Origin of the sequence: Enterococcus casseliflavus NBRC 100478, assembly GCF_001544095.1 — a bacterium.
Classification (GTDB): domain Bacteria; phylum Bacillota; class Bacilli; order Lactobacillales; family Enterococcaceae; genus Enterococcus_D; species Enterococcus_D casseliflavus.
In genome coordinates this window covers 172,055-191,537 of sequence record NZ_BCPT01000001.1, presented here as the reverse complement: position 1 = coordinate 191,537, position 19,483 = coordinate 172,055, and the positions used below count along the sequence as shown (strand labels likewise).

Below are 19,483 nucleotides of genomic sequence, written 5' to 3'. Positions count from 1 at the left end.
TTGAGGCTATCGTATAGTTAAACACAACTTAAAAACACGCGATGATAAGAAGAGTAAGTCAGTTTCGATTGGATCAGAGAGCTCGGATTGGTGAGAAAGAGCACAGCCGTTTGACTGAAGATGGCCTTGGAGCGTTTGGACGTGAGCAAAAGCAAGCGTGCAGCGGGATTGCCCGTTACAGCAAAGCAGTTGATAAACTGATAAGGTTGGCAGCTTGTGCCAATGAATTAAAGGTGGTACCACGAACATGGTTGTTTCGTCCTTTCTCTATGATGGAGAAAGGACGTTTTTTTATTATAAAAAGGGGGAACTAAAAAATGAAACAGTTGAAAAAGGGAATCGTTGGGTTAGTTGCTGCTGCTGTCTTAATTACATTGGCAGCTTGTAGCAATACTAGCAGCACGGAGGATACACAGTCTGGTGAAAATAGTGTAGATGCAGTGGAAGAAAAAGTCGTTGGAGTGGCACCTGGACCATATGGGGATATGGTGACAGAGGTGATCTCTCCATTACTGGAAGAAAAAGGGTATCAACTAACGACCAAAGTGTTTAATGATTATATTCAGCCGAACAATGCCTTGGCGAATGGACAAATCGATGCCAATTTGTTTCAGCATACGGCCTATCTAGAAAAATTTTCGGCAGATAACCAGTTATCTCTTACGGCATTACAAAAAGTGCCAACATTGGGAATGGGCATCTATTCGAAGCAACTGTCCAGCTTGGATGAGTTAGCAGACGGGGCGACTGTTTCGATTGCCAATGATGCCTCAAATTTAGCTCGGACCTTGCAACTGTTAGCTGCCAATGAGTTGATCACCATCGCAGACAATATCGACGAAACGAAGGCAACGGTGAATGATATCGAAGAAAATCCGAAGAATCTGACATTTAAAGAATTAGACGCAGCCCAATTGGCTCGTTCGTTAGATACAGTCGATTTAGCTTTAGTACCAGGAAACTTCGCTTGGGCGGCTTCTCTTGATCCTGCAGATGCTTTGGCGTTGGAGTCGTTGAAAGAAGAATATAAAAATGTCTTTGTGGTGTCCACCGAAGAAGAAGACAGTGATTTTGCTAAGGCAGTTACGGAAGTATTAGAAAGTGACGCATTTAAAGAAGCGATTGCCGAATCACCGTTCAGCAACTTTGATCAACCGAAATTTTGGACTGAGTAAGAAGGGCATACCTTATGGCAAAAATAGAAGTAAAACAAGTATCAGTGACATTCACTCATAAAAAACAAATCAAAAAAGCAGTGGATTCCGTTGATTTTTCCGTTCAAGCTGGAGAAGTATACGGGATCGTCGGATTGAGCGGGGCTGGGAAAAGTACCTTGGTTCGTACGTTGAATCTACTGCAGGTGCCCTCTAGCGGTCAAATTCTGATTGATGGTCAAGACATCACGCAAGCCAAAGGCAAACACTTGCGTGAAGTACGACAAAAAATCGGGATGATCTTTCAGCATTTCAATCTGATCCATAATCGAACCATCAAGGAAAATTTAGCCTTTGCTTTGCGCGCTGGTGATTATCCGAAAGATCAGCAAGAAGCGAGGATCAAGGAACTGTTGGAAATGGTGGATCTGCCTCACAAAATTCACGAGTATCCGAATAATTTGTCTGGGGGAGAAAAGCAACGGATCGGCATTGCACGAGCGATTGCCAACGAACCTGAGATTTTGTTGTGTGACGAAGCTACCAGTGCGTTAGATGTTGAAACGACTGAAGAAATTTTGAAATTGTTGATCCGAATCAAGGAACAGACAGGCATCACCATCGTCTTTATCACTCATGAATTGGATGTTGCCCGTAAGTTTTTTGATCGGGTGGCAGTGATGGAAAAGGGGCGCATTGTTGAAGAACAAACGACCTATGGCTTGTTCAGTCAGCCTAAACAGCCTATTACAAAAAAACTGGTAGGCCGCTACTTGGATCTGACGCTTCCTGAAGAGATTCTAGCATCTTTCACGCAAGGCGACTTGCTGGAATTGCGCTACCAAGGTGAGTATACGTTAGAACCGCTGATTTCGACTGTAGCGAAAGCCTACGATGTGTCGATCAATATCATCCATGGGAAAATTGAGTATATCAAAAAAGATGTGATCGGTATTTTGTATATCTATTTGACGGGACCCGACGAAGAAGCAGCAAAAGCCCGAGAACATTTAGCTGCGAACGTCTTTTCTCTAAGAAAGATAGGTGAGAAAAATGGCTGAAACGATTGAGATTTTAAAAACAAACCTGCCTCAAGCACTATGGGAAACATTCTTTATGGTGGGGACCTCAGCAATTATAGGAGTAGTTTTCGGCTTATTGATTGGATTAGTCCTGTTTTTAGTCGGCAGTAACCTTTTTCATAAAAATATTTTCTTGCATCATCTGGCCGATTTTGTCGTCAATGCAATCCGTTCGCTGCCATTTTTGATCTTATTGATTACGCTGATTCCGTTATCAGCGATGCTGATCGGTGATCCTTATACCCCAGCGGGTGGTGCGATTGCTTTATCGATTGCCGCGATTCCTTTTTACGCCCGAATCGCTGAATCCGCATTTGCCGAAATCGACTATGGCGTCCTTGAAGCCAGCGTCGCTTCTGGAGCATCGACGAGACAGATCGTTCGCGAAGTGATTTTACCAGAAAGTCTGCCAGCTTTGATTCGCGGATTTGTGCTAACTTTGATCAGTCTTTTAGGCTACTCAGCGATGGTGGGAACAATTGGCGCAGGCGGCATTGGCGATTTAGCAATTCAGTATGGTTATTATCGCTATGAAACGGCGATTTTGATTGTGGTGATTCTCCTGCTGATTCTTCTGGTACAAATCATCCAGTGGGTCGGCGATGCTTGTGCGAATCATTTCTCAAAATAATACCCAACGCTTTGTAGTTCCTTTTCGAATACACTTGAGTTATCGCTTCTGTTATTACTCTACAGAAGCGATTTTTTTTACTTACAGGTCACTGATTTTTGGTTGCACCGCTAATGGTTTTTCGGTATGCTGATGGTGAGTTGTTTTTTTACAGCGAAAATTATATTTTAAAGGAGCAACACTATGACTCAAATTCCTAACTGTCCAAATTGCCAATCTGAATACGCTTATGAAGACCGCGGGCTGTTTGTTTGTCCTGAATGCGGAAACGAATGGCAAGAGCAACAAGCGATGGAAGAAGCACCCGTATATAAAGATGCCAACGGCAATATTTTAGTCGATGGCGATACAGTAACGGTCATCAAAGACTTGAAAGTCAAAGGCGCATCTGGCGCCATCAAACAAGGAACGAAAGTGAAAAACATCAAATTAGTCGAAGGCGACCACAACATTGATTGCAAGATCGATGGCTTCGGCGCAATGAAACTAAAATCAGAATTTGTAAAAAAAGGTTAAAAACAAAATCTTCCAGTCATCTTCATAATTTTTTCACCACTTTAATGGTAAAATAAGGTCAAAGATTAAAAGGGGGAATTTTATCGTGTATGGTATGGGCGGATACGGGTTCGGCTTTTTTTATGACCCGACTTTCATTCTTGTAATTATCGGTATGGTGATTTCACTAGCAGCGTCAGCGTACGTCAAAAGTACCTTTAACAAATATGACAAAGTCAGAAGTAAAAATAATATTACCGGCACAAAAGCGGCGCAGTACATCTTGCAAAGCCAAGGAATCAATAATGTGGGTGTGCAAGCGATCGCTGGTGATTTGACGGATAATTACAATTCTGGCAACAAAATGCTGAGTTTATCGCAATCCACTGCACAATCAACTTCGGTAGCAGCAATCGGTGTTGCGGCCCATGAGTGTGGACACGCAGTCCAAGATGCCAAAGGTTATTTTCCTTTGCGTTTGCGTCATGCGATCGTACCGATCGCTAATATCGGAACCAGCATCTCGATCCCATTGATTTTGATTGGGGTCCTATTACGAGGATCGTTTCTGATCAACTTAGGCTTGTTGGCTTTCTCATTGGCGTTTATTTTCCAATTAGTGACCTTGCCAGTCGAGTTCGATGCCTCAAAACGGGCGATCCGTATTTTGGCAGATGGTGGCTTGTTAACAGAAGATGAAGTACCACAAGCAAGAAGAGTGCTCTTTGCCGCAGCGTTGACGTATGTCGCAGCTGCCGTAGCAACCTTATTGCAGCTCTTACGTTTGATTATTTTATTCGGTAATAACAACCGTCGGAATTAGAAAATGGAAACAAATAATAACAAAGTGGCTCAATCAAGATTTCTTGGTTGAGCCGCTTTTTGTATGGAATATTATGATTTAACGAAAACTTTTGACAGGTGCTCTGTCCAAAAATCAGTAAAATCTTTGATGGTTCCATCTTTATTTAGCTGTGCCTGTTCAAATACTGATTTATTCTTACCGAATGGATCAATTGCGATAATTGTTCCAATCCCAGCACGCTTGGCAGCAAGCAAACCTGAATAAGCATCTTCGATAACAAGACAATCTGCAGGAGCTAAGCCCAATTTGCCAGCCGCTTTAAGAAAAATATCCGGTTGCGGTTTTCCAGGAAAAGAGCCATCGTCATAGACGATCTTATCCCAATCAAACCAGCGAGCTAAATCGAAAGTATCAAAATAAAAAGCAACATTCTCTTTAACAGTAGCGGTGGCGATCGTTAATGGAATCTGCTGGTCAGTCAGCTGATCAAGAGTCGCTTCAAGCCCCTTTGTCAATTGGAGATCGTTCTTATTTTGCAAGCAAAGCATACGATAATAGCTTTCTTTTTCTTCTGACAATACGGCGATCTCAGAGGCGGTCAAATGTTCTGAAATGAAATGTTTTAAAATCTCCGTATTCGTTCGACCATGGATATTTTTTAAAATATCCTCATCTGATAAACCATCTTTTGTATGATCATGAATCATGTGCAGCCAAGCAGCTTCATGTAGATGAGAGTCCAAAAACATTGTTCCGTTGAAATCAAAAATAATCCCTTTCATAGTTACGCTCCTATAGTGGTATTTTCGGTTGAATCAGCAATTTGCAGATCGACATATTGTGCATAGTGCTCTTGAACCTCTCGCGAGATCTGGCGATCCGTAATGAGTAAATCGAAATCATGTAAATTATAAAACACATAAAAATCATCCCGATTGAACTTTTTGTTATCAACGAGCAGATATTTCTTGCGAGAATTATTTAATGCGATCTGCTGCGCTTCTCCTTCTTCTGTACTGTAAGTAGAAATTGCTTCGTTGTGAACGCCATTTGAACTGATAAATGCTTTTGTAAACTTTAGTCTTCTTAAATTGTCGTTGGTGATTGGTCCAACAAATGCGCCGGTATTTTTACGGAAATCACCACCAATTAGTAAAATTTCTGGTCCATCTGCTTGCGCAAGAATATCAAAAACCGGGTAATTGTTTGTAATAATCCGAATTTTCTTGTTCAGTAAATGGGTCGCCAAAAGTTCGATTGTTGTACCTGGTCCTAAAAAAATTGTTTCGCCTTCTTGAATTGAGGAGGCTGCTGCGGCAGCAATTTCTTTTTTTTCTTGAATCTGCAGAGTGGCTTTTTCGGTGTGAGAAAGTTCTTGATCTAAAGTGTAGGAAAGACTTTGCGCCCCTCCATGGACACGTAGCAGCTTGCCCGATTTTTCTAATTCATCTAAATCTCTGCGAACGGTCATATCAGAAACATCTAATTGATTGATGATTTCATTAACGGTAAGGATTCCTTTTTTATTGACCATTTCTACGATAGTAAACAATCTTTCTTTTTTCAGCATCGTCTTCACCTCTAATTTAAGGATAATCTACCATATAATCGGATAACAGTCAATCTGTTTCGAACAAAAACAAACAATTATTTGCGTGATACATGTTTATTTCAATGGTTTTTATCATTTTTTTTCGATTTTTGTGATTATTTATGTTTGTTTTTGTTGACAAATGTTTTGGATGCGATTACAATTCAATCAGTTAGAAAGTGTGGAAACTGATTATAGATTTGAGGAGAGATGTACATGCTTAAATTACCAGAAGATTTTATTTTTGGTGGAGCCACAGCAGCCTATCAGGTTGAAGGAGCCACTAAGGAAGGCGGCAAAGGCGCTGTTGCTTGGGATGATTTTTTAGAGGAACAGGGTAGATTCAGTCCCGATCCGGCAAGTGATTTTTATCATCAATATGCAAAGGATATTGAATTGTGTGAACGATTTGGTGTGAATGGGCTAAGATTATCCATTGCATGGAGTCGAATTTTTCCTGATGGTGATGGGGAACCGAACCCAGAAGGAATCGCTTTTTATCATCGTGTGTTCGAAGAATGTGCGAAAAGAAACGTAACGCCGTTTGTGACATTGCATCATTTTGATACCCCTAAACGTTTGTTTGACCAGGGAGATTTTTTGAATCGAGAAACAATAGAAGCATTCGTTTCCTATGCCATTTTTTGTTTTCATGAATTCAAAGAAGTGAAAGTGTGGAGTACCTTTAATGAAATCTATCCTGTTGCGACCAATCAATATTTGTTAGGCGTTTTCCCGCCAGGAATCAAATATGATTTTACAAAAATCATCGCCTGTCTTCATAATATGATGGTTGCCCATGCACGTGTAGTGAACTATTTCAAAGAAAACGAACTTCCAGGCGAAATCGGTGTCGTTCACTCATTGGAGACGAAATATGCGGCAACAGATGCTCCAGAAGATAAGCATGCAGCCTTTTTAGACGATGCATTGTCGATCCGCTTCTTATTAGATGCTACTTATTTAGGCTTCTATTCAACTGAAACCTTGACTGCTCTTGATGAGATATGTGAAGCAAATCAGGCCAGCTATCATTTTCCTGAAGAAGATTTTGTCGAATTGAAAAAAGCCTCCACGCGTAATGACTATTTAGGGATCAATCACTACCAATGCCATTTTGTCAAAGCTTACGATGGAGAAAACGCGATCCATCATAATGGCACGGGTGAAAAAGGGACCTCTGTTTATAAAGTGAAGGGGATCGGAGAACGCATTTATAAAGAAGGAATTCCTCGAACAGATTGGGACTGGCTGATTTATCCAGAAGGGCTTTATGACTTGTTGTTGCGAATTAAAAGCGATTACCCGCATTACAACAAAATCTATATCACTGAAAACGGCATGGGGTATAAAGACCAGTTTGAAGATGGCATCATTATGGATCAGCCGAGAATCGACTATTTGAGAGTCTATTTGGAATCCTTAAGCAAGGCGATAACAGCTGGGGTAAATGTGAAGGGATATTTTTTGTGGTCGCTTATGGATCTTTTCTCATGGACAAATGGGTATAACAAAAGGTATGGCTTGTTTTATGTTGATTTTGAAACCCAGAAGCGTTACCCGAAAGAGTCAGCATACTGGTACAAATTAGTTAGTGAAACCAAAACGATTATTTAATAAGTAATAATGGAGGAAGAAAAGATGAATAAAGAGGAATTACAAATGCTTGGTTTTGAGATCGTTGCTTATTCAGGGGACGCTCGCAGTACATTATTGAAATTATTGAAAGAAGTAAGACAAGGGAACTTTGAGCATGTTGATTCAGCACTGAAAGAAGCCGACGAAAATTTAACCCTTGCACACAATTCGCAAACGAAAATTTTAGCGGAAGAAGCATCGGGAAAAGAGATGGAGATGGGATTCATTTTTATCCATGGACAGGATCATTTAATGACCACTTTGTTGCTGAGAGATCTGATTCAAGACTTTATTGCACTGTACAAGCAGAATCAAGGATAGGAGAAGAACGCTATGGATGGAATCATTAAACAAATCGAAAAAGGGAAACCGTTTTTTGAAAAAATCTCACGCAATAGTTATCTGGGAGCCGTTCGTGACGGATTTTTAACAGCGATGCCGGCTATTTTATTCTCAAGCATATTCATTTTGATTGCTGCGGTTCCTGAGATTTTTGGTTACCAATGGCCTGAAGCTGTCTCCACTTGGTTGTGGAAAGTCTATAATTATTCGATGGGGGTTGTAGGGTTACTTGTTTCAGCAACCACTGCTCGCTGCTTGGCTGATTCGATGAATCGCCGCTTACCGAAAAACAAAGTAATCAACACGACTTCTGTGATGCTGGCTTCTGTGGTAAGTTTCCTGTTGTTAAGCGTCTCTCCAATCGAAGGCGGATTTTCAACGGAATACATGGGGACAAAGGGGCTTTTGGCGTCCTTTGTCGCTGCATTTTTAACAGTTAATTTATATAAGTTTTGTGTGCTGAAAGATATTACCATTAAGATGCCTAAAGAAGTTCCTGGTACGATTTCGCAAACCTTCCGAGATATTTTTCCTTTCTCTTTTTCAGTATTTGCGGCCGTTTTAATTGATTTAGGTATTCGGCAAATTTTCCAAATCTCATTTGCAGAAGCAATCATTACTGTGCTGCAGCCATTATTCACAGCAGCCGACGGTTATTTAGGAATCGCTATTATCTGGGGAGCGATGGCGCTATTTTGGTTTGTCGGTGTTCATGGACCGTCGATCGTGGAACCAGCAATTGCAGCAATTATCTATGCCAATGTGGAAACCAATCTGCAATTGTTCAATTCCGGTGAGCAAGCTTCAAAAGTACTGACAGTCGGTTTAGGAAATTTTGTAGGAACTATGGGAGGAACTGGGGCCACATTGGTCGTTCCTTTTATCTTCTTACTCTTTGCTAAGTCTAAACAATTGAAGGCAGTCGGGAAAGCTTCCTTTATTCCAGTAAGTTTTGCTGTCAATGAACCATTGTTGTTTGCAGCACCCATGATTTTGAATCCTTATTTTTTCATTCCGTTTTTGTTAACACCAGTTGTAAACGTTTGCTTGTTTAAGTTTTTTGTCGATGTGCTAGGCATGAACAGTTTTATGTACGTTTTACCTTGGGCAACTCCGGCACCGATCGGTTTGGTTCTAGGAACAGGCATGGGGGTGTTAGCCTTTGTTTTAGCAGCGGTTCTAATCGTCGTTGACTTCCTGATCTATCTACCATTTTGTAAAGCATACGATGCTGTTTTAGTAGAGCAAGAAGCACAAAAAGCGGAAGTGATCGCAACCGAAGAAGGTGCTTCTGCTGCTATACGTGAGGAAGTACCTGTGGCAGCGAGACAAATTATCAGCGATACAAATAAAGAAATCAATGTGTTGGTGCTTTGTGCTGGAGCAGGGACAAGTGCGATGTTAGCTAATGCTTTAAAAGAAGGTGCATCTGAATCGAAAGCACCGATCAGTGCAATGGCGGGTGCTTATGGTTCTCATTACGAAATGCTGAAGGATTTTGATATGGTGGTCTTAGCACCGCAAGTCAATTCTTACTATGATGATATCAAAGAAGATACCGATCGCTTAGGAATCAAGCTGGTTGCGACAAAAGGAGCAGAATATATCGGATTAACGAGAGATCCTGAAAAAGCCGTTCAATTTATTCTGAGCCAATTTCAATAAAGGAGGAGCAAATGAATGAAAAAGGGAGCTTGGTTGCGTAAAGTCGCTTTATTTGCAGCTGTGATAGGGACTTTGGGGGCTGTTTCAAAAACAGTTGAAGCATCTGCCAGCGAGTTTATTCGCGGAGCAGATATTTCAATCTTGTCAGATATGGAAAAATCTGGTGCAAAATATTATGAAGATGGTATTTCAAAAGATGCCTTAGAGATTCTAAAAAATAATGGTGTCAACTATGTTCGACTGCGTTTGTGGCAGGATCCTTATAATAGTAACGGAGAAAGTTATGGGGCAGGGACAAATGATCTGGAAACGACGATTGCCCTTGCAAAACGAGCAAAAAGTCTTGGACTCAACGTGTTGCTAGATTTCCATTACAGTGATTTTTGGGTTGATCCTGGGAAACAGAATGTTCCTAAAGCGTGGCAAGATCTGACCTTTGAAGAAATGAATACGGCATTGTATGACTATACAAAGAACGTTCTGTCGGAAATGAAGCAGCTAGACGTTTATCCTGATATGGTTCAGATCGGCAATGAACTGAATAGTGGCATGCTCTGGCCTTATGGCAAGTCTTGGGGAGAAGACGGGGGAGAGTTTGATCGATTGGCTACTTTTTTGAAGTCTGGTGTCCAAGCTGTTCGAGACACTCAACCTAAAACAACTCCAGTAATGCTCCACTTAGCTGATGGTGGCGATACAGGAGCATTTACTTGGTGGTTTGATGAAATCACCAGTCGGGGTGTGTCATTTGATTTAATTGGAGTATCGTATTATCCGTATTGGCACGGTTCAATGAATGAACTTCAAACCAATATGAATACGATCAGTCAACGGTATGGCAAAGAAGTGATCGTAGTTGAAACAGCTTATGGGCATACAACAGCGAATGCAGATACTATGCCAAATGCCTTTGGCGAAGCCGAAGCAGCGGCGGGGGGATATGAACCAACGCCGTCAGGACAAGCAGAGTATTTGCTGGATCTAGCCGATCGTATTCAAGCGGTGCCGAATGATCGCGGGGCGGGCTTCTTTTACTGGGAACCTCTTTGGTACAACGGAAACGTGAGTTGGGCAACACAAGCAGGTATGAATTATCTCGGTGTTCAATCCACTATGGGAAACGAATGGGACAACCAGGCGATGTTTGATTTTGCTGGAAACGCCTTGCCAAGCTTGCGTGCGTTTAAACAAGCAGGGACGCAAACAAATCTGGTTAAAAATGCAAGTTTCGAGAGCGATGGACCAACGACCAGTCCTTCCGATTGGCAAACGTGGTTTCAACAAGGAACAGCTGAAGGTACGATCAAAACGGAAGCAGGGACTTTTTTTGGAGACTACAAATTAACTTTTTGGAAGGACCAAGCTTACGAGGCATCAGCTTATCAAAATATTAGTGGCATCAGCGATGGAACTTACACATTGAGTGCCTACGTAATGTCTGGGGGAGAGTTTGATACCAATCAGTTATATATCAAAAATTATGGTGGAGCGGAACTAAATACTGCGGTTGATAAAACCAGTGAATGGACAAAAATTACAATCAAAGACATTCCAATTACAACAGGTGTTTGTGAAATCGGGGTTTATAGCAAGGCTTCAGCAAATGCTTGGACGAACGTTGATTTTGTTTCGTTGGTGAAACAATAGTCTAAGGATTGCTGCGATTGATCCTCAGAGCTCCCTTTCAACCGCATCACTAGCGTAGAAGGCAGGAATCGAACCTGCACCTCGTCTTTGCCAAAAATAACCAGAAATACGTTCCGATCATTTTTACCAAAACGAGTAAAGCGCCAGACTTCATCTACACTTTGTATTATGCCAAAGAGAGTTCAACGATTTCGTAAGAAGCAATGAAAAATTTGCAAAAAGTTGTGCAGAAAACATGAAGGTTGTTTAAGAAAGAATAACCATAGAATTTAGTCGAGAAAAAGAAGGAACCAGCTGTATCAATAAGTAAAGCGGTTTGTCTGGAAACTTCGTTTTTTTCTGAAAAAATCAAATAAAGTTTTCTTGACATTTGCTAGGTGAGAATGTATCATTCTGTTTGGGCACTCTTTACAAGAGTCAGAAAGTGATTTAGAATTTTCGCTCCCTATTCATTTATGGATAGGGAGCTTTTATTATTTTCTAAATGCTTTTCCTGTAAAATAGATTAAAGGAGTTTTTCAGTTTATGACAAAATATATTTTTGTAACCGGCGGTGTGGTTTCTTCTATTGGTAAAGGGATCGTAGCAGCATCATTAGGACGTCTGTTGAAAAATCGCGGCTTGAAAGTAACGATTCAAAAATTCGATCCGTACATCAACGTCGATCCAGGAACGATGAGCCCATACCAACATGGTGAAGTATTCGTAACCGATGATGGAGCAGAGACCGACTTAGACTTAGGTCACTATGAACGCTTTATCGATATCAATTTGAACAAATACTCAAATGTAACAACTGGAAAAATCTATTCAGAAGTTTTGCGGAAAGAGCGTAAAGGAGAATACTTAGGCGCGACTGTTCAAGTGATCCCGCATATCACCAACGAGATCAAAGAAAAAATCATGCGGGCAGCCAAAATGACTGATTCAGATGTGATCATTACAGAAGTCGGCGGTACAGTAGGGGATATTGAATCATTACCATTTCTAGAAGCTTTGCGTCAAATGAAAGCAGACGTAGGTTCAGACAATGTGATGTACATCCATACGACGCTGATTCCTTATTTGAAAGCAGCAGGCGAAATGAAAACCAAACCGACACAACATAGTGTGAAGGAACTGCGCGGCTTAGGGATTCAACCAAATATCTTGGTCGTTCGGACAGAACAACCCGTAGGACAATCAACGAAAAACAAATTGGCACAATTCTGTGACGTGGCACCAGAAGCCGTGATCGAATCTCGTGACGTTGAGACCCTTTATTCGATCCCATTGGCACTGCAAGCGCAAGGCATGGATCAAATCGTGTGTGATCATTTGAAACTGACTGCACCAGCTGCTGACATGACCGAGTGGCAAGCATTGGAAGAAAAGGTACTGAATTTGAAGAAAAAAGTACGCATCGCATTAGTCGGAAAATACGTGGAATTGCCAGATGCTTATCTATCAGTTGTCGAAGCTTTGAAACATTCTGGTTTTGCCTTTGATGCTGACATCGAGATCGATTGGATCAAAGCCCAAGAAATCACACGAGAAAACGTGGATTCTTACTTAGGTGAAGTAGACGGTATTCTCGTTCCTGGTGGATTCGGTGATCGCGGGATTGAAGGAAAAATCGAAGCGATCCGATATGCTCGGGAAAACGATGTGCCATTCTTAGGGATTTGTCTAGGGATGCAAATGGCTTGTGTGGAATATGCCCGCAATGTCGTTGGCTTGGAAAATGCCAATTCCGCAGAAACCGATCCTGAAACAGCCAACAACATCATTGATTTGATGGCTGACCAAGAAAACATCGAAAACTTAGGTGGGACATTGCGCTTAGGCTTGTACCCATGTAAAGTGAAAAAAGGCACCAAAACAGCTGCAGCTTATGACGGAGAAGAAGTTGTTCAAGAACGTCACCGTCATCGTTATGAATTCAACAACAAATACCGTGAAATCTTTGAAGCAAACGGGATGGTTTTCTCAGGTGTATCACCAGACAATCGTTTGGTTGAGATCGTTGAGATCCCAGAAAACAAATTCTTCGTGGGTTGCCAATTCCACCCAGAATTGATTTCTCGTCCAACTCGCCCACAACGCTTGATCAAAGCCTTTGTTGGAGCTTCATTGGATAACCGCCAACCATAATAATCGCTAGCTGCAAACCAAGCAATGAATGTGCGAAACTCCTCATCTCAAGATGGGGAGTTTTTTTGAGTTGCGCCATCCCAGTAGTCCGTAAAAGGTTGAAACTTGCATGAGCGTTGGTAGAAGGTATCCATTTCTGCACACAAAAAACTTCCGTCAAAACGACCGGAAGTTTTTGGCTGATGCATTATTTTTTTCGCTAGCAGTTTGAATGAAATCCGCCAGCGGGAAACCCATGTTGATTTGCTGGTGCCTAGAGAGGATTATTCTTTTAGCTTATACCCTTGATCTAAGAGCATTTCCTCTGTACGTTCCATGCTGATCCCATTTTCGGTGTTTCCTTCGAAACTAACCCCAGGCAATTGTTTCGCTGAATCATAATCCAACTCATCATAATTGATGGTCAATGATTCAGTCGCTTCACTATCTGTATAGTCGAGGGAATAGTCCAACCCTTTGACTTGCTGATACTGTTCTGCAATCGGATCAAGCACGGTTTGTGTTTCTTCTTTAGTCGTTACCCCGATCGCTGAATAAGGCATGACATTGTTCGCAGTCTGAGTTTTTACTTTATCGCCTTCATAAGTGAAGACCAGTTCCATCGAAACCCCATTTTGATCCATTGTGAATGTTTTGGTTTCTTCCTTGGCCCCCGAGCTACAGCTTGCCAAGAAAAGAACTCCGATGACTGCCAAAAATCCAATAAGCGCTTTTTTCATTTTATCCCTCCTTTTTTACATAATAATATGCCCGCTTTCACAAGGCTATTCTTATGCTCAAAAGAGAAGAAGAAAGGATTTGCTGGAAGATTATGATAAAATAACGAAAAAATATGTGAAATTTTTCTCGAATTTTCACATGCCGATTTGTTATCTAACGACCACAGACAGAAGAGCAAAACCTTACAGAATCCTAGACTTTCAGAAAAGATGATGAAAATGCTGGATTTTTATATTTGTGCAATCTTTTTTTGAAAAGAGAAATTCCTCTTTTTAGTAGCAAATACCGCAAATCTTTGCTAAAATAGCATTGTCGGTTAAGCATTGCTTAACAAATAAAGTTTTTCAAAACTTAGGAGGAATTTTTTATGCCAGTAGTATCAGGAGCTGAATTCTTAAAAGCTGCTCGTCAAGGCGGATATGCAGTCGGCGGATTCAACACAAACAACTTAGAATGGACACAAGCGATTTTAAAAGCTGCTGAAGCGAAAAAAGCGCCAGTTCTAATCCAAACTTCAATGGGTGCTGCCAAATATATGGGCGGATACAAAGTTGCTAAAGACATCGTTACAAACTTGGTTGATTCAATGAATATCACTGTTCCAGTTGCAATCCACTTAGACCACGGTGATTATGATGCAGCAATGGAATGTATCGAAGTTGGTTACACTTCTGTTATGTTTGATGGCTCTCACTTACCATTTGAAGAAAACTTGAAATTGGCTAAAGAAGTTGTCGAAAAAGCACACGCAAAAGGCGTTTCTGTTGAGTGTGAAGTTGGTTCAATCGGCGGAGAAGAAGATGGAATCATCGGTTCTGGCGAATTAGCTGACATCGAAGAATGTAAACAAATGGTTGCAACTGGTATTGATTACCTAGCTTGCGGAATTGGTAACATTCACGGTCAATACCCTGAAAACTGGAAAGGCCTTGCTTTTGACCACTTACAAGCAATCGCTGATGCAGTAGGTTCTGATGTACCATTAGTATTACACGGTGGTTCTGGTATTCCTCAAGACCAAATCGAAAAAGCAATCTCAATGGGTGTTTCTAAAGTAAACGTAAATACTGAATTCCAATTATCATTTGCTAAAGCAACTCGTGAATACATCGAAGCTGGCAAAGATAAAGAAGGTAAAGGATTCGACCCTCGTAAATTATTAGCACCAGGTGTTGCTGCAATCGTTAAAGATGCAGAAGAACACATCGACTGGTTCGGTTCAGCTGGTAAAGCTTAATCTTAATCAAAGATCAAAACTCTTAGAATCACCGATTCTAAGAGTTTTTTTGCTTTCCAAGAAAATATTCTTGATGCGGGGATCAAAAATATCCTGCATCTTTTTTCTTTGAGTGATCTGTGCTAAAATTGGAATGATACACATAAATTAAAAAAGAGTATAGGTGGAATTCCATGAAAAAAATTGTCATCAACGGCAATCGTCCCTTAAAAGGTGAAGTCACCATTAGCGGCGCAAAAAACAGTGCAGTCGCATTGATCCCGGCAGCGATCTTAGCTGATTCACCGGTCATTTTAGAAGGAGTGCCTGACATTCAAGATGTGCACTCATTAATTGAGATTATCGAAATCATGGGTGTGAAGACCCATTTTGAAAACAATACGCTAGAAATCGATCCGACAAACATCGTTTCGATCCCGATGCCTAACGGAAAAATCAATAGTCTACGAGCTTCTTACTATTTCATGGGGGCATTGTTGGCGAAGTTTGGTGAAGGCGTCGTTGGGTTGCCTGGCGGCTGCTTCTTAGGTCCGCGACCAATCGATTTGCATATTAAAGGCTTCGAAGCACTTGGCGCAAAAGTCACCAACGAACATGGTGCCATGTATTTGCGTACCGAAGAAGAAGGCTTGACTGGCGAACGTATCTTCCTAGATATGGTCTCCATCGGAGCAACCATCAATGTGATGCTGGCAGCAGTAAAAGCCAAAGGCAAAACGATCATTGAAAATGCCGCACGAGAACCTGAGATCATTGATGTTGCGACCCTTTTAAATAATATGGGAGCGAAAATCAGAGGTGCAGGTACCAATGAAATTCGTATCGAAGGCGTGGAAGAATTGCACGGTTGTCGTCATTCCATCATTCCAGACCGGATCGAAGCAGGAACCTACCTTTCTTTAGCCGCAGCAGCGGGGGAAGGCATTACTGTCAAAAATGTGATTTATGAGCATTTAGAAAGCTACATTGCGAAATTGGAAGAAATCGGCGTGCGAATGGATATCAGCGAAGATGAAATCTATGTGCATCCCTCAAAAGACTTGAAACCAGCGACTGTGAAAACTTATCCTTATCCAGGATTTGCCACAGACCTGCAACAGCCGATCACACCATTATTGCTAAAAGCAAAAGGAACGTCGGAGATCATGGACACGATTTACGCCAAACGGGTCAACCATATTCCTGAATTAGCACGGATGGGCGCACAAGCAACGACAGAAGGCAACATGATTTTTGTTAGCGGACCGAGCCAATTGCACGGAGCAGAAGTTGTCGCTTCTGATTTGCGAGCAGGAGCTTGTCTTGTCATTGCCGGATTGATGGCGACTGGCACGACCAGCGTCTTTAATGTCGAGTATATTTTGCGCGGCTATGATCATATCATCGAAAAACTAACGGCTCTTGGAGCTGATATTCAAATGATAGAGGAGTAATTATGAGCGATTATCTTACGATGGCAGAGTTGGAAAACAAAACCTTAAAAGAGATCTACACCTTTGCCAAAGAGTTTCGAATTCCTTATTACAGCCAGATGAATAAAAAAGAATTGTCATTGGCTGTGATACGGGCGCAGGCGGAAAAACAAGGCTTCTTTTATATGGAAGGAATCTTGGATATCGTAGGCCAAGAAGGCTACGGTTTTTTACGCCCAATCAACTACGGACCGAGTGCAGAAGATATCTATATTTCTTCATCACAGATTCGTCGGTTTAGTTTGCGTAATGGTGATAAAGTCGCCGGTAAGGCGCGCCCGCCCAAGGAATCTGAGCGCTATTATGGATTGATGCACGTTGAGTCTGTTAATGGCAAAGATCCAGAAGATGCCAAAGAGCGTCCGCATTTTCCAGCGCTGACGCCGCTTTATCCGAATCGTCATTTAAAATTAGAAACAACGTCAGGACGCCTTTCTACGCGGATGATCGACATGCTGTCGCCAGTGGGTTTTGGCCAACGGGGACTGATCGTTGCTCCGCCTAAAGCTGGGAAAACCAGCATCTTGAAAGAAATTGCCAATGGGATCACTGACAACTATCCTGAGGTGGAATTGATCGTTCTTTTGATCGACGAGCGCCCAGAAGAAGTGACTGATCTGGAACGCAGTGTCAAAGGCGATGTTGTTTCTTCAACCTTTGACCTGCAGCCTAGCAACCATACCCGTGTTTCTGAATTGGTACTAGAACGGGCGATGCGTTTGGTAGAAGACAAGCGTGATGTCGTGATTCTGATGGATAGTATCACTCGTTTGGCAAGAGCCTACAACTTAGTGGTACCGCCAAGCGGACGTACACTAAGCGGCGGGATCGATCCAGCTGCTTTGTACAAACCAAAGAAATTTTTTGGTGCTGCCCGTAATATTGAAGAAGGCGGCAGTTTGACGATTCTTGCCACCGCACTGGTGGATACCGGCAGCCGCATGGATGATGTCATCTATGAAGAGTTTAAAGGAACCGGCAATATGGAGCTGCAGCTTTCTCGCAGCTTAGCAGAACGTCGGATCTTCCCAGCGATCGACATCAAGAAATCTGGTACCCGTAAAGAGGAATTGCTGATGAGCAGCGAGCAATTGGAAGAAACCTGGCGCTTACGCAACAACATGTTGGGGGATTCCTTGGAGTTCACAGAACAATTCATTCAATTCTTGCGTAAAACGAAGAACAATGAAGAATTTTTAGCGGCTTTTCATGATGTCCATTTCGGAGACAAACGGCAAAAAAGAAATATAAAAAGATAATTGCATCTAAAAACCAAACATGGTAAGATAGTCATGTTGTAAAATCGACAAATCAACTCTGGTGAAGCAAATGAGCCAGGGCAAAGGAGAGAAGAAGAAATGAAACAAGATATCCATCCAGATTATCATCCAGTTGTATTCATGGACTCAACTACTGGTTTCAAATTCTTATCAGGTTCTACAAAGAATTCTCAAGAAACTGTTGAGTGGGAAGACGGCAACACGTATCCATTGATCCGTGTCGAAGTAACTTCTGATTCACATCCATTCTACACTGGACGTCAAAAATTCACACAAGCAGACGGACGTGTGGACCGTTTCAACAAAAAATACGGTCTCAAAGACACAAACGCTGCAGAATAAGACAAATAACTGCAAATGTTGTTTCGGCAACATTTCTGAGGTTTCCCTTTTACGAGGGAAACCTTTTTTTATTTTTATAGGTAATAGACACTCAACTGCTAAAGCGAAAGAAACCATTCAGAATCTGTTACAAGTAAAGTAAGAGGACTCAATAGATCAGTAAGACAAGAATGTGGAAATTAGCACTATAACGAATCCTATCTAAAAATTTTCTTAAATGAAGCAGTGATCAAGAGTGATTTGATTTAACCTTCGATTGTTATTGAATATTCAAGCTTCAATTGACTTTTAGCTTAAATAAAATTATCATTAAATTAATAATATCCCTATATAAGTTTCTTATTTTGACTTATTTCACCGGATTCAAACGATTTTTTGAGAAAAGTAGATTTTTCCTCTCTTAGAACCAGTTTTATTCTACATAATCAAAGACCACTTACTAGCTAAGCTTTAACTAATCACATCCAAAACAATCAAGAAAGGAAGAGGCATGTTTTCATTTAAGAAAAAGAAGGAAGTTATTAATTTACCAGAACTAAGCAACTTTAATGAACGTACATACCCGAAAAAATTGAAAAAGATTGTGGCTCAATTAGAAACCTGTAAATCTGAGGATTTGAATTATATTGCTGAATGTATTTTACAAAAGATGGGATATACCGTCCAAAACATCGATGGTTACAAAGATGGTGGTATTGATGTGTATGCTTTTTCTAATAATAAAAAGGCAATAGCGGTCCAATGTAAAGCTTGGAATCCGCAAAAGACAACGGAGCGGATCAGTAAGCCACTCGTTGCCGCATTTAAAGGGATTTTTCCAGACAAAGGGTTTCCCAATGGGCTTTTCATCACTACACATTTTTTTACAGATCAAGCATTAGAAATAGCCGGTGATAATCTACTGTTGGTTGACAGAAAAAAGCTGATTGAGCTGCTTGCGCATTTTTATCCAGAAATGATCAGTGAGTTATTTTATTATAAAACCTTGACTGAATTAGAAGAATGCAAGAGTTGTAAAAATGGGAAGAAGTTGAAACTTTATAATAAGAAGAAACGCAACTATTACTATATCTGTGAAACATGTGGAGAGTATAGCTCGTTTAATTATTCATCATGAAAAAAAACAAGAGAAAAGCGTAATGAATGAACGGATATAAGTTATTCATTACGCTTTTTTCGCGACTTATGTCACAGTCATTTTTTTCTCAAATTAATTTTAACAAATGTGTCCTATACGTCGGGTGTAATG

At 41.1% G+C, this 19,483-nt stretch carries 18 protein-coding genes and 1 other annotated feature; of the genes, 15 read left to right on the top strand and 3 right to left on the bottom strand.

The window, feature by feature from the left end:
- Nucleotides 1-32: 32 nt before the first annotated feature.
- Nucleotides 33-267: a binding site (T-box leader), on the top strand.
- A 50-nt stretch (nucleotides 268-317) separates the two neighbouring features.
- The 5 genes from ECA1_RS00870 (at nucleotide 318) to ECA1_RS00850 (ending at nucleotide 4,185) form a co-directional block, all read left to right on the top strand.
- Entirely contained in the window at nucleotides 318-1,175 is an 858-nt protein-coding gene (locus ECA1_RS00870) for a MetQ/NlpA family ABC transporter substrate-binding protein (RefSeq protein ID WP_060791470.1), read from the top strand.
- 14 nt (nucleotides 1,176-1,189) lie between these two features.
- Entirely contained in the window at nucleotides 1,190-2,215 is a 1,026-nt protein-coding gene (locus tag ECA1_RS00865; RefSeq protein WP_060791469.1) for a methionine ABC transporter ATP-binding protein, read from the top strand.
- The gene (locus ECA1_RS00860) at nucleotides 2,208-2,867 is read left to right on the top strand and encodes a methionine ABC transporter permease (protein WP_016609383.1); all 660 of its coding nucleotides are present in this window, start codon (nucleotides 2,208-2,210) and stop codon (nucleotides 2,865-2,867) included. The genes ECA1_RS00865 and ECA1_RS00860 overlap by 8 nt, the downstream gene beginning before the upstream one ends.
- A 183-nt stretch (nucleotides 2,868-3,050) precedes the next feature.
- A complete protein-coding gene (locus ECA1_RS00855; protein WP_010749972.1) occupies nucleotides 3,051-3,383 on the top strand; it encodes a zinc ribbon domain-containing protein YjdM in 333 nt (110 codons plus the stop codon).
- Between the two features lie 94 nt (nucleotides 3,384-3,477).
- Complete coding sequence (locus tag ECA1_RS00850) at nucleotides 3,478-4,185, top strand: zinc metallopeptidase (RefSeq protein ID WP_005228270.1); 708 nt, start codon at nucleotides 3,478-3,480, stop codon at nucleotides 4,183-4,185.
- A 71-nt stretch (nucleotides 4,186-4,256) separates the two neighbouring features.
- Here ECA1_RS00850 and ECA1_RS00845 read toward each other — a convergent pair whose 3' ends face one another.
- Both ECA1_RS00845 and ECA1_RS00840 read right to left on the bottom strand, forming a co-directional pair.
- Nucleotides 4,257-4,949: an HAD family hydrolase gene (locus ECA1_RS00845; protein ID WP_010749970.1), complete on the bottom strand. Its 693-nt coding sequence runs from the start codon at nucleotides 4,947-4,949 to the stop codon at nucleotides 4,257-4,259.
- A gap of 2 nt (nucleotides 4,950-4,951) precedes the next feature.
- A complete protein-coding gene (locus ECA1_RS00840; protein WP_010749969.1) occupies nucleotides 4,952-5,737 on the bottom strand; it encodes a DeoR/GlpR family DNA-binding transcription regulator in 786 nt (261 codons plus the stop codon).
- A 237-nt stretch (nucleotides 5,738-5,974) separates the two neighbouring features.
- Here ECA1_RS00840 and lacG point away from each other — a divergent pair, with 237 nt between their 5' ends.
- From lacG to pyrG, 5 genes are all read left to right on the top strand, one after another.
- A complete protein-coding gene (gene lacG / locus ECA1_RS00835; RefSeq protein WP_060791468.1) occupies nucleotides 5,975-7,375 on the top strand; it encodes a 6-phospho-beta-galactosidase in 1,401 nt (466 codons plus the stop codon).
- Nucleotides 7,376-7,399: 24 nt separating this feature from the next.
- The gene (locus ECA1_RS00830; protein ID WP_010749967.1) at nucleotides 7,400-7,717 is read left to right on the top strand and encodes a PTS sugar transporter subunit IIA; all 318 of its coding nucleotides are present in this window, start codon (nucleotides 7,400-7,402) and stop codon (nucleotides 7,715-7,717) included.
- A 12-nt stretch (nucleotides 7,718-7,729) separates the two neighbouring features.
- Complete coding sequence (locus ECA1_RS00825) at nucleotides 7,730-9,403, top strand: PTS lactose transporter subunit IIBC (RefSeq protein WP_010749966.1); 1,674 nt, start codon at nucleotides 7,730-7,732, stop codon at nucleotides 9,401-9,403.
- Nucleotides 9,404-9,418: 15 nt separating this feature from the next.
- Nucleotides 9,419-11,050: a glycoside hydrolase family 53 protein gene (locus ECA1_RS00820; RefSeq protein WP_060791467.1), complete on the top strand. Its 1,632-nt coding sequence runs from the start codon at nucleotides 9,419-9,421 to the stop codon at nucleotides 11,048-11,050.
- A 525-nt stretch (nucleotides 11,051-11,575) separates the two neighbouring features.
- Entirely contained in the window at nucleotides 11,576-13,183 is a 1,608-nt protein-coding gene (pyrG, locus tag ECA1_RS00815; protein ID WP_060791466.1) for a CTP synthase, read from the top strand.
- A gap of 263 nt (nucleotides 13,184-13,446) precedes the next feature.
- On the opposite strand, the gene ECA1_RS00810 is transcribed toward pyrG, so the two are convergent.
- Nucleotides 13,447-13,902 (bottom strand): YehR family lipoprotein, encoded by a 456-nt coding sequence (locus tag ECA1_RS00810; protein WP_060791465.1) that lies wholly within the window; start codon nucleotides 13,900-13,902, stop codon nucleotides 13,447-13,449.
- 368 nt (nucleotides 13,903-14,270) lie between these two features.
- Between ECA1_RS00810 and ECA1_RS00805 the strand changes: the two genes are divergently transcribed.
- From ECA1_RS00805 to ECA1_RS00785, 5 genes are all read left to right on the top strand, one after another.
- The gene (locus ECA1_RS00805; protein ID WP_005228297.1) at nucleotides 14,271-15,140 is read left to right on the top strand and encodes a class II fructose-bisphosphate aldolase; all 870 of its coding nucleotides are present in this window, start codon (nucleotides 14,271-14,273) and stop codon (nucleotides 15,138-15,140) included.
- 173 nt (nucleotides 15,141-15,313) lie between these two features.
- Nucleotides 15,314-16,573 (top strand): UDP-N-acetylglucosamine 1-carboxyvinyltransferase, encoded by a 1,260-nt coding sequence (murA, locus tag ECA1_RS00800; RefSeq protein WP_060791464.1) that lies wholly within the window; start codon nucleotides 15,314-15,316, stop codon nucleotides 16,571-16,573.
- 2 nt (nucleotides 16,574-16,575) lie between these two features.
- The gene (gene rho, locus ECA1_RS00795; RefSeq protein ID WP_005228301.1) at nucleotides 16,576-17,871 is read left to right on the top strand and encodes a transcription termination factor Rho; all 1,296 of its coding nucleotides are present in this window, start codon (nucleotides 16,576-16,578) and stop codon (nucleotides 17,869-17,871) included.
- 99 nt (nucleotides 17,872-17,970) lie between these two features.
- The gene (locus ECA1_RS00790) at nucleotides 17,971-18,234 is read left to right on the top strand and encodes a type B 50S ribosomal protein L31 (protein ID WP_005233979.1); all 264 of its coding nucleotides are present in this window, start codon (nucleotides 17,971-17,973) and stop codon (nucleotides 18,232-18,234) included.
- 490 nt (nucleotides 18,235-18,724) lie between these two features.
- Nucleotides 18,725-19,351: a restriction endonuclease gene (locus tag ECA1_RS00785; RefSeq protein ID WP_005228410.1), complete on the top strand. Its 627-nt coding sequence runs from the start codon at nucleotides 18,725-18,727 to the stop codon at nucleotides 19,349-19,351.
- Nucleotides 19,352-19,483: the final 132 nt, after the last annotated feature.

What these genes read in the sequence shown, in the direction of transcription:
- ECA1_RS00870 (WP_060791470.1), top strand. Translation starts at nt 318, where the DNA reads ATGAAACAGTTGAAAAAGGGAATCGTTGGGTTAGTTGCTGCTGCTGTC.
- ECA1_RS00865 (WP_060791469.1), top strand. Translation starts at nt 1,190, where the DNA reads ATGGCAAAAATAGAAGTAAAACAAGTATCAGTGACATTCACTCATAAA.
- ECA1_RS00860 (WP_016609383.1), top strand. Translation starts at nt 2,208, where the DNA reads ATGGCTGAAACGATTGAGATTTTAAAAACAAACCTGCCTCAAGCACTA.
- ECA1_RS00855 (WP_010749972.1), top strand. Translation starts at nt 3,051, where the DNA reads ATGACTCAAATTCCTAACTGTCCAAATTGCCAATCTGAATACGCTTAT.
- ECA1_RS00850 (WP_005228270.1), top strand. Translation starts at nt 3,478, where the DNA reads ATGGGCGGATACGGGTTCGGCTTTTTTTATGACCCGACTTTCATTCTT.
- ECA1_RS00845 (WP_010749970.1), bottom strand. Translation starts at nt 4,949, where the DNA reads ATGAAAGGGATTATTTTTGATTTCAACGGAACAATGTTTTTGGACTCT.
- ECA1_RS00840 (WP_010749969.1), bottom strand. Translation starts at nt 5,737, where the DNA reads ATGCTGAAAAAAGAAAGATTGTTTACTATCGTAGAAATGGTCAATAAA.
- lacG (WP_060791468.1), top strand. Translation starts at nt 5,975, where the DNA reads ATGCTTAAATTACCAGAAGATTTTATTTTTGGTGGAGCCACAGCAGCC.
- ECA1_RS00830 (WP_010749967.1), top strand. Translation starts at nt 7,400, where the DNA reads ATGAATAAAGAGGAATTACAAATGCTTGGTTTTGAGATCGTTGCTTAT.
- ECA1_RS00825 (WP_010749966.1), top strand. Translation starts at nt 7,730, where the DNA reads ATGGATGGAATCATTAAACAAATCGAAAAAGGGAAACCGTTTTTTGAA.
- ECA1_RS00820 (WP_060791467.1), top strand. Translation starts at nt 9,419, where the DNA reads ATGAAAAAGGGAGCTTGGTTGCGTAAAGTCGCTTTATTTGCAGCTGTG.
- pyrG (WP_060791466.1), top strand. Translation starts at nt 11,576, where the DNA reads ATGACAAAATATATTTTTGTAACCGGCGGTGTGGTTTCTTCTATTGGT.
- ECA1_RS00810 (WP_060791465.1), bottom strand. Translation starts at nt 13,902, where the DNA reads ATGAAAAAAGCGCTTATTGGATTTTTGGCAGTCATCGGAGTTCTTTTC.
- ECA1_RS00805 (WP_005228297.1), top strand. Translation starts at nt 14,271, where the DNA reads ATGCCAGTAGTATCAGGAGCTGAATTCTTAAAAGCTGCTCGTCAAGGC.
- murA (WP_060791464.1), top strand. Translation starts at nt 15,314, where the DNA reads ATGAAAAAAATTGTCATCAACGGCAATCGTCCCTTAAAAGGTGAAGTC.
- rho (WP_005228301.1), top strand. Translation starts at nt 16,576, where the DNA reads ATGAGCGATTATCTTACGATGGCAGAGTTGGAAAACAAAACCTTAAAA.
- ECA1_RS00790 (WP_005233979.1), top strand. Translation starts at nt 17,971, where the DNA reads ATGAAACAAGATATCCATCCAGATTATCATCCAGTTGTATTCATGGAC.
- ECA1_RS00785 (WP_005228410.1), top strand. Translation starts at nt 18,725, where the DNA reads ATGTTTTCATTTAAGAAAAAGAAGGAAGTTATTAATTTACCAGAACTA.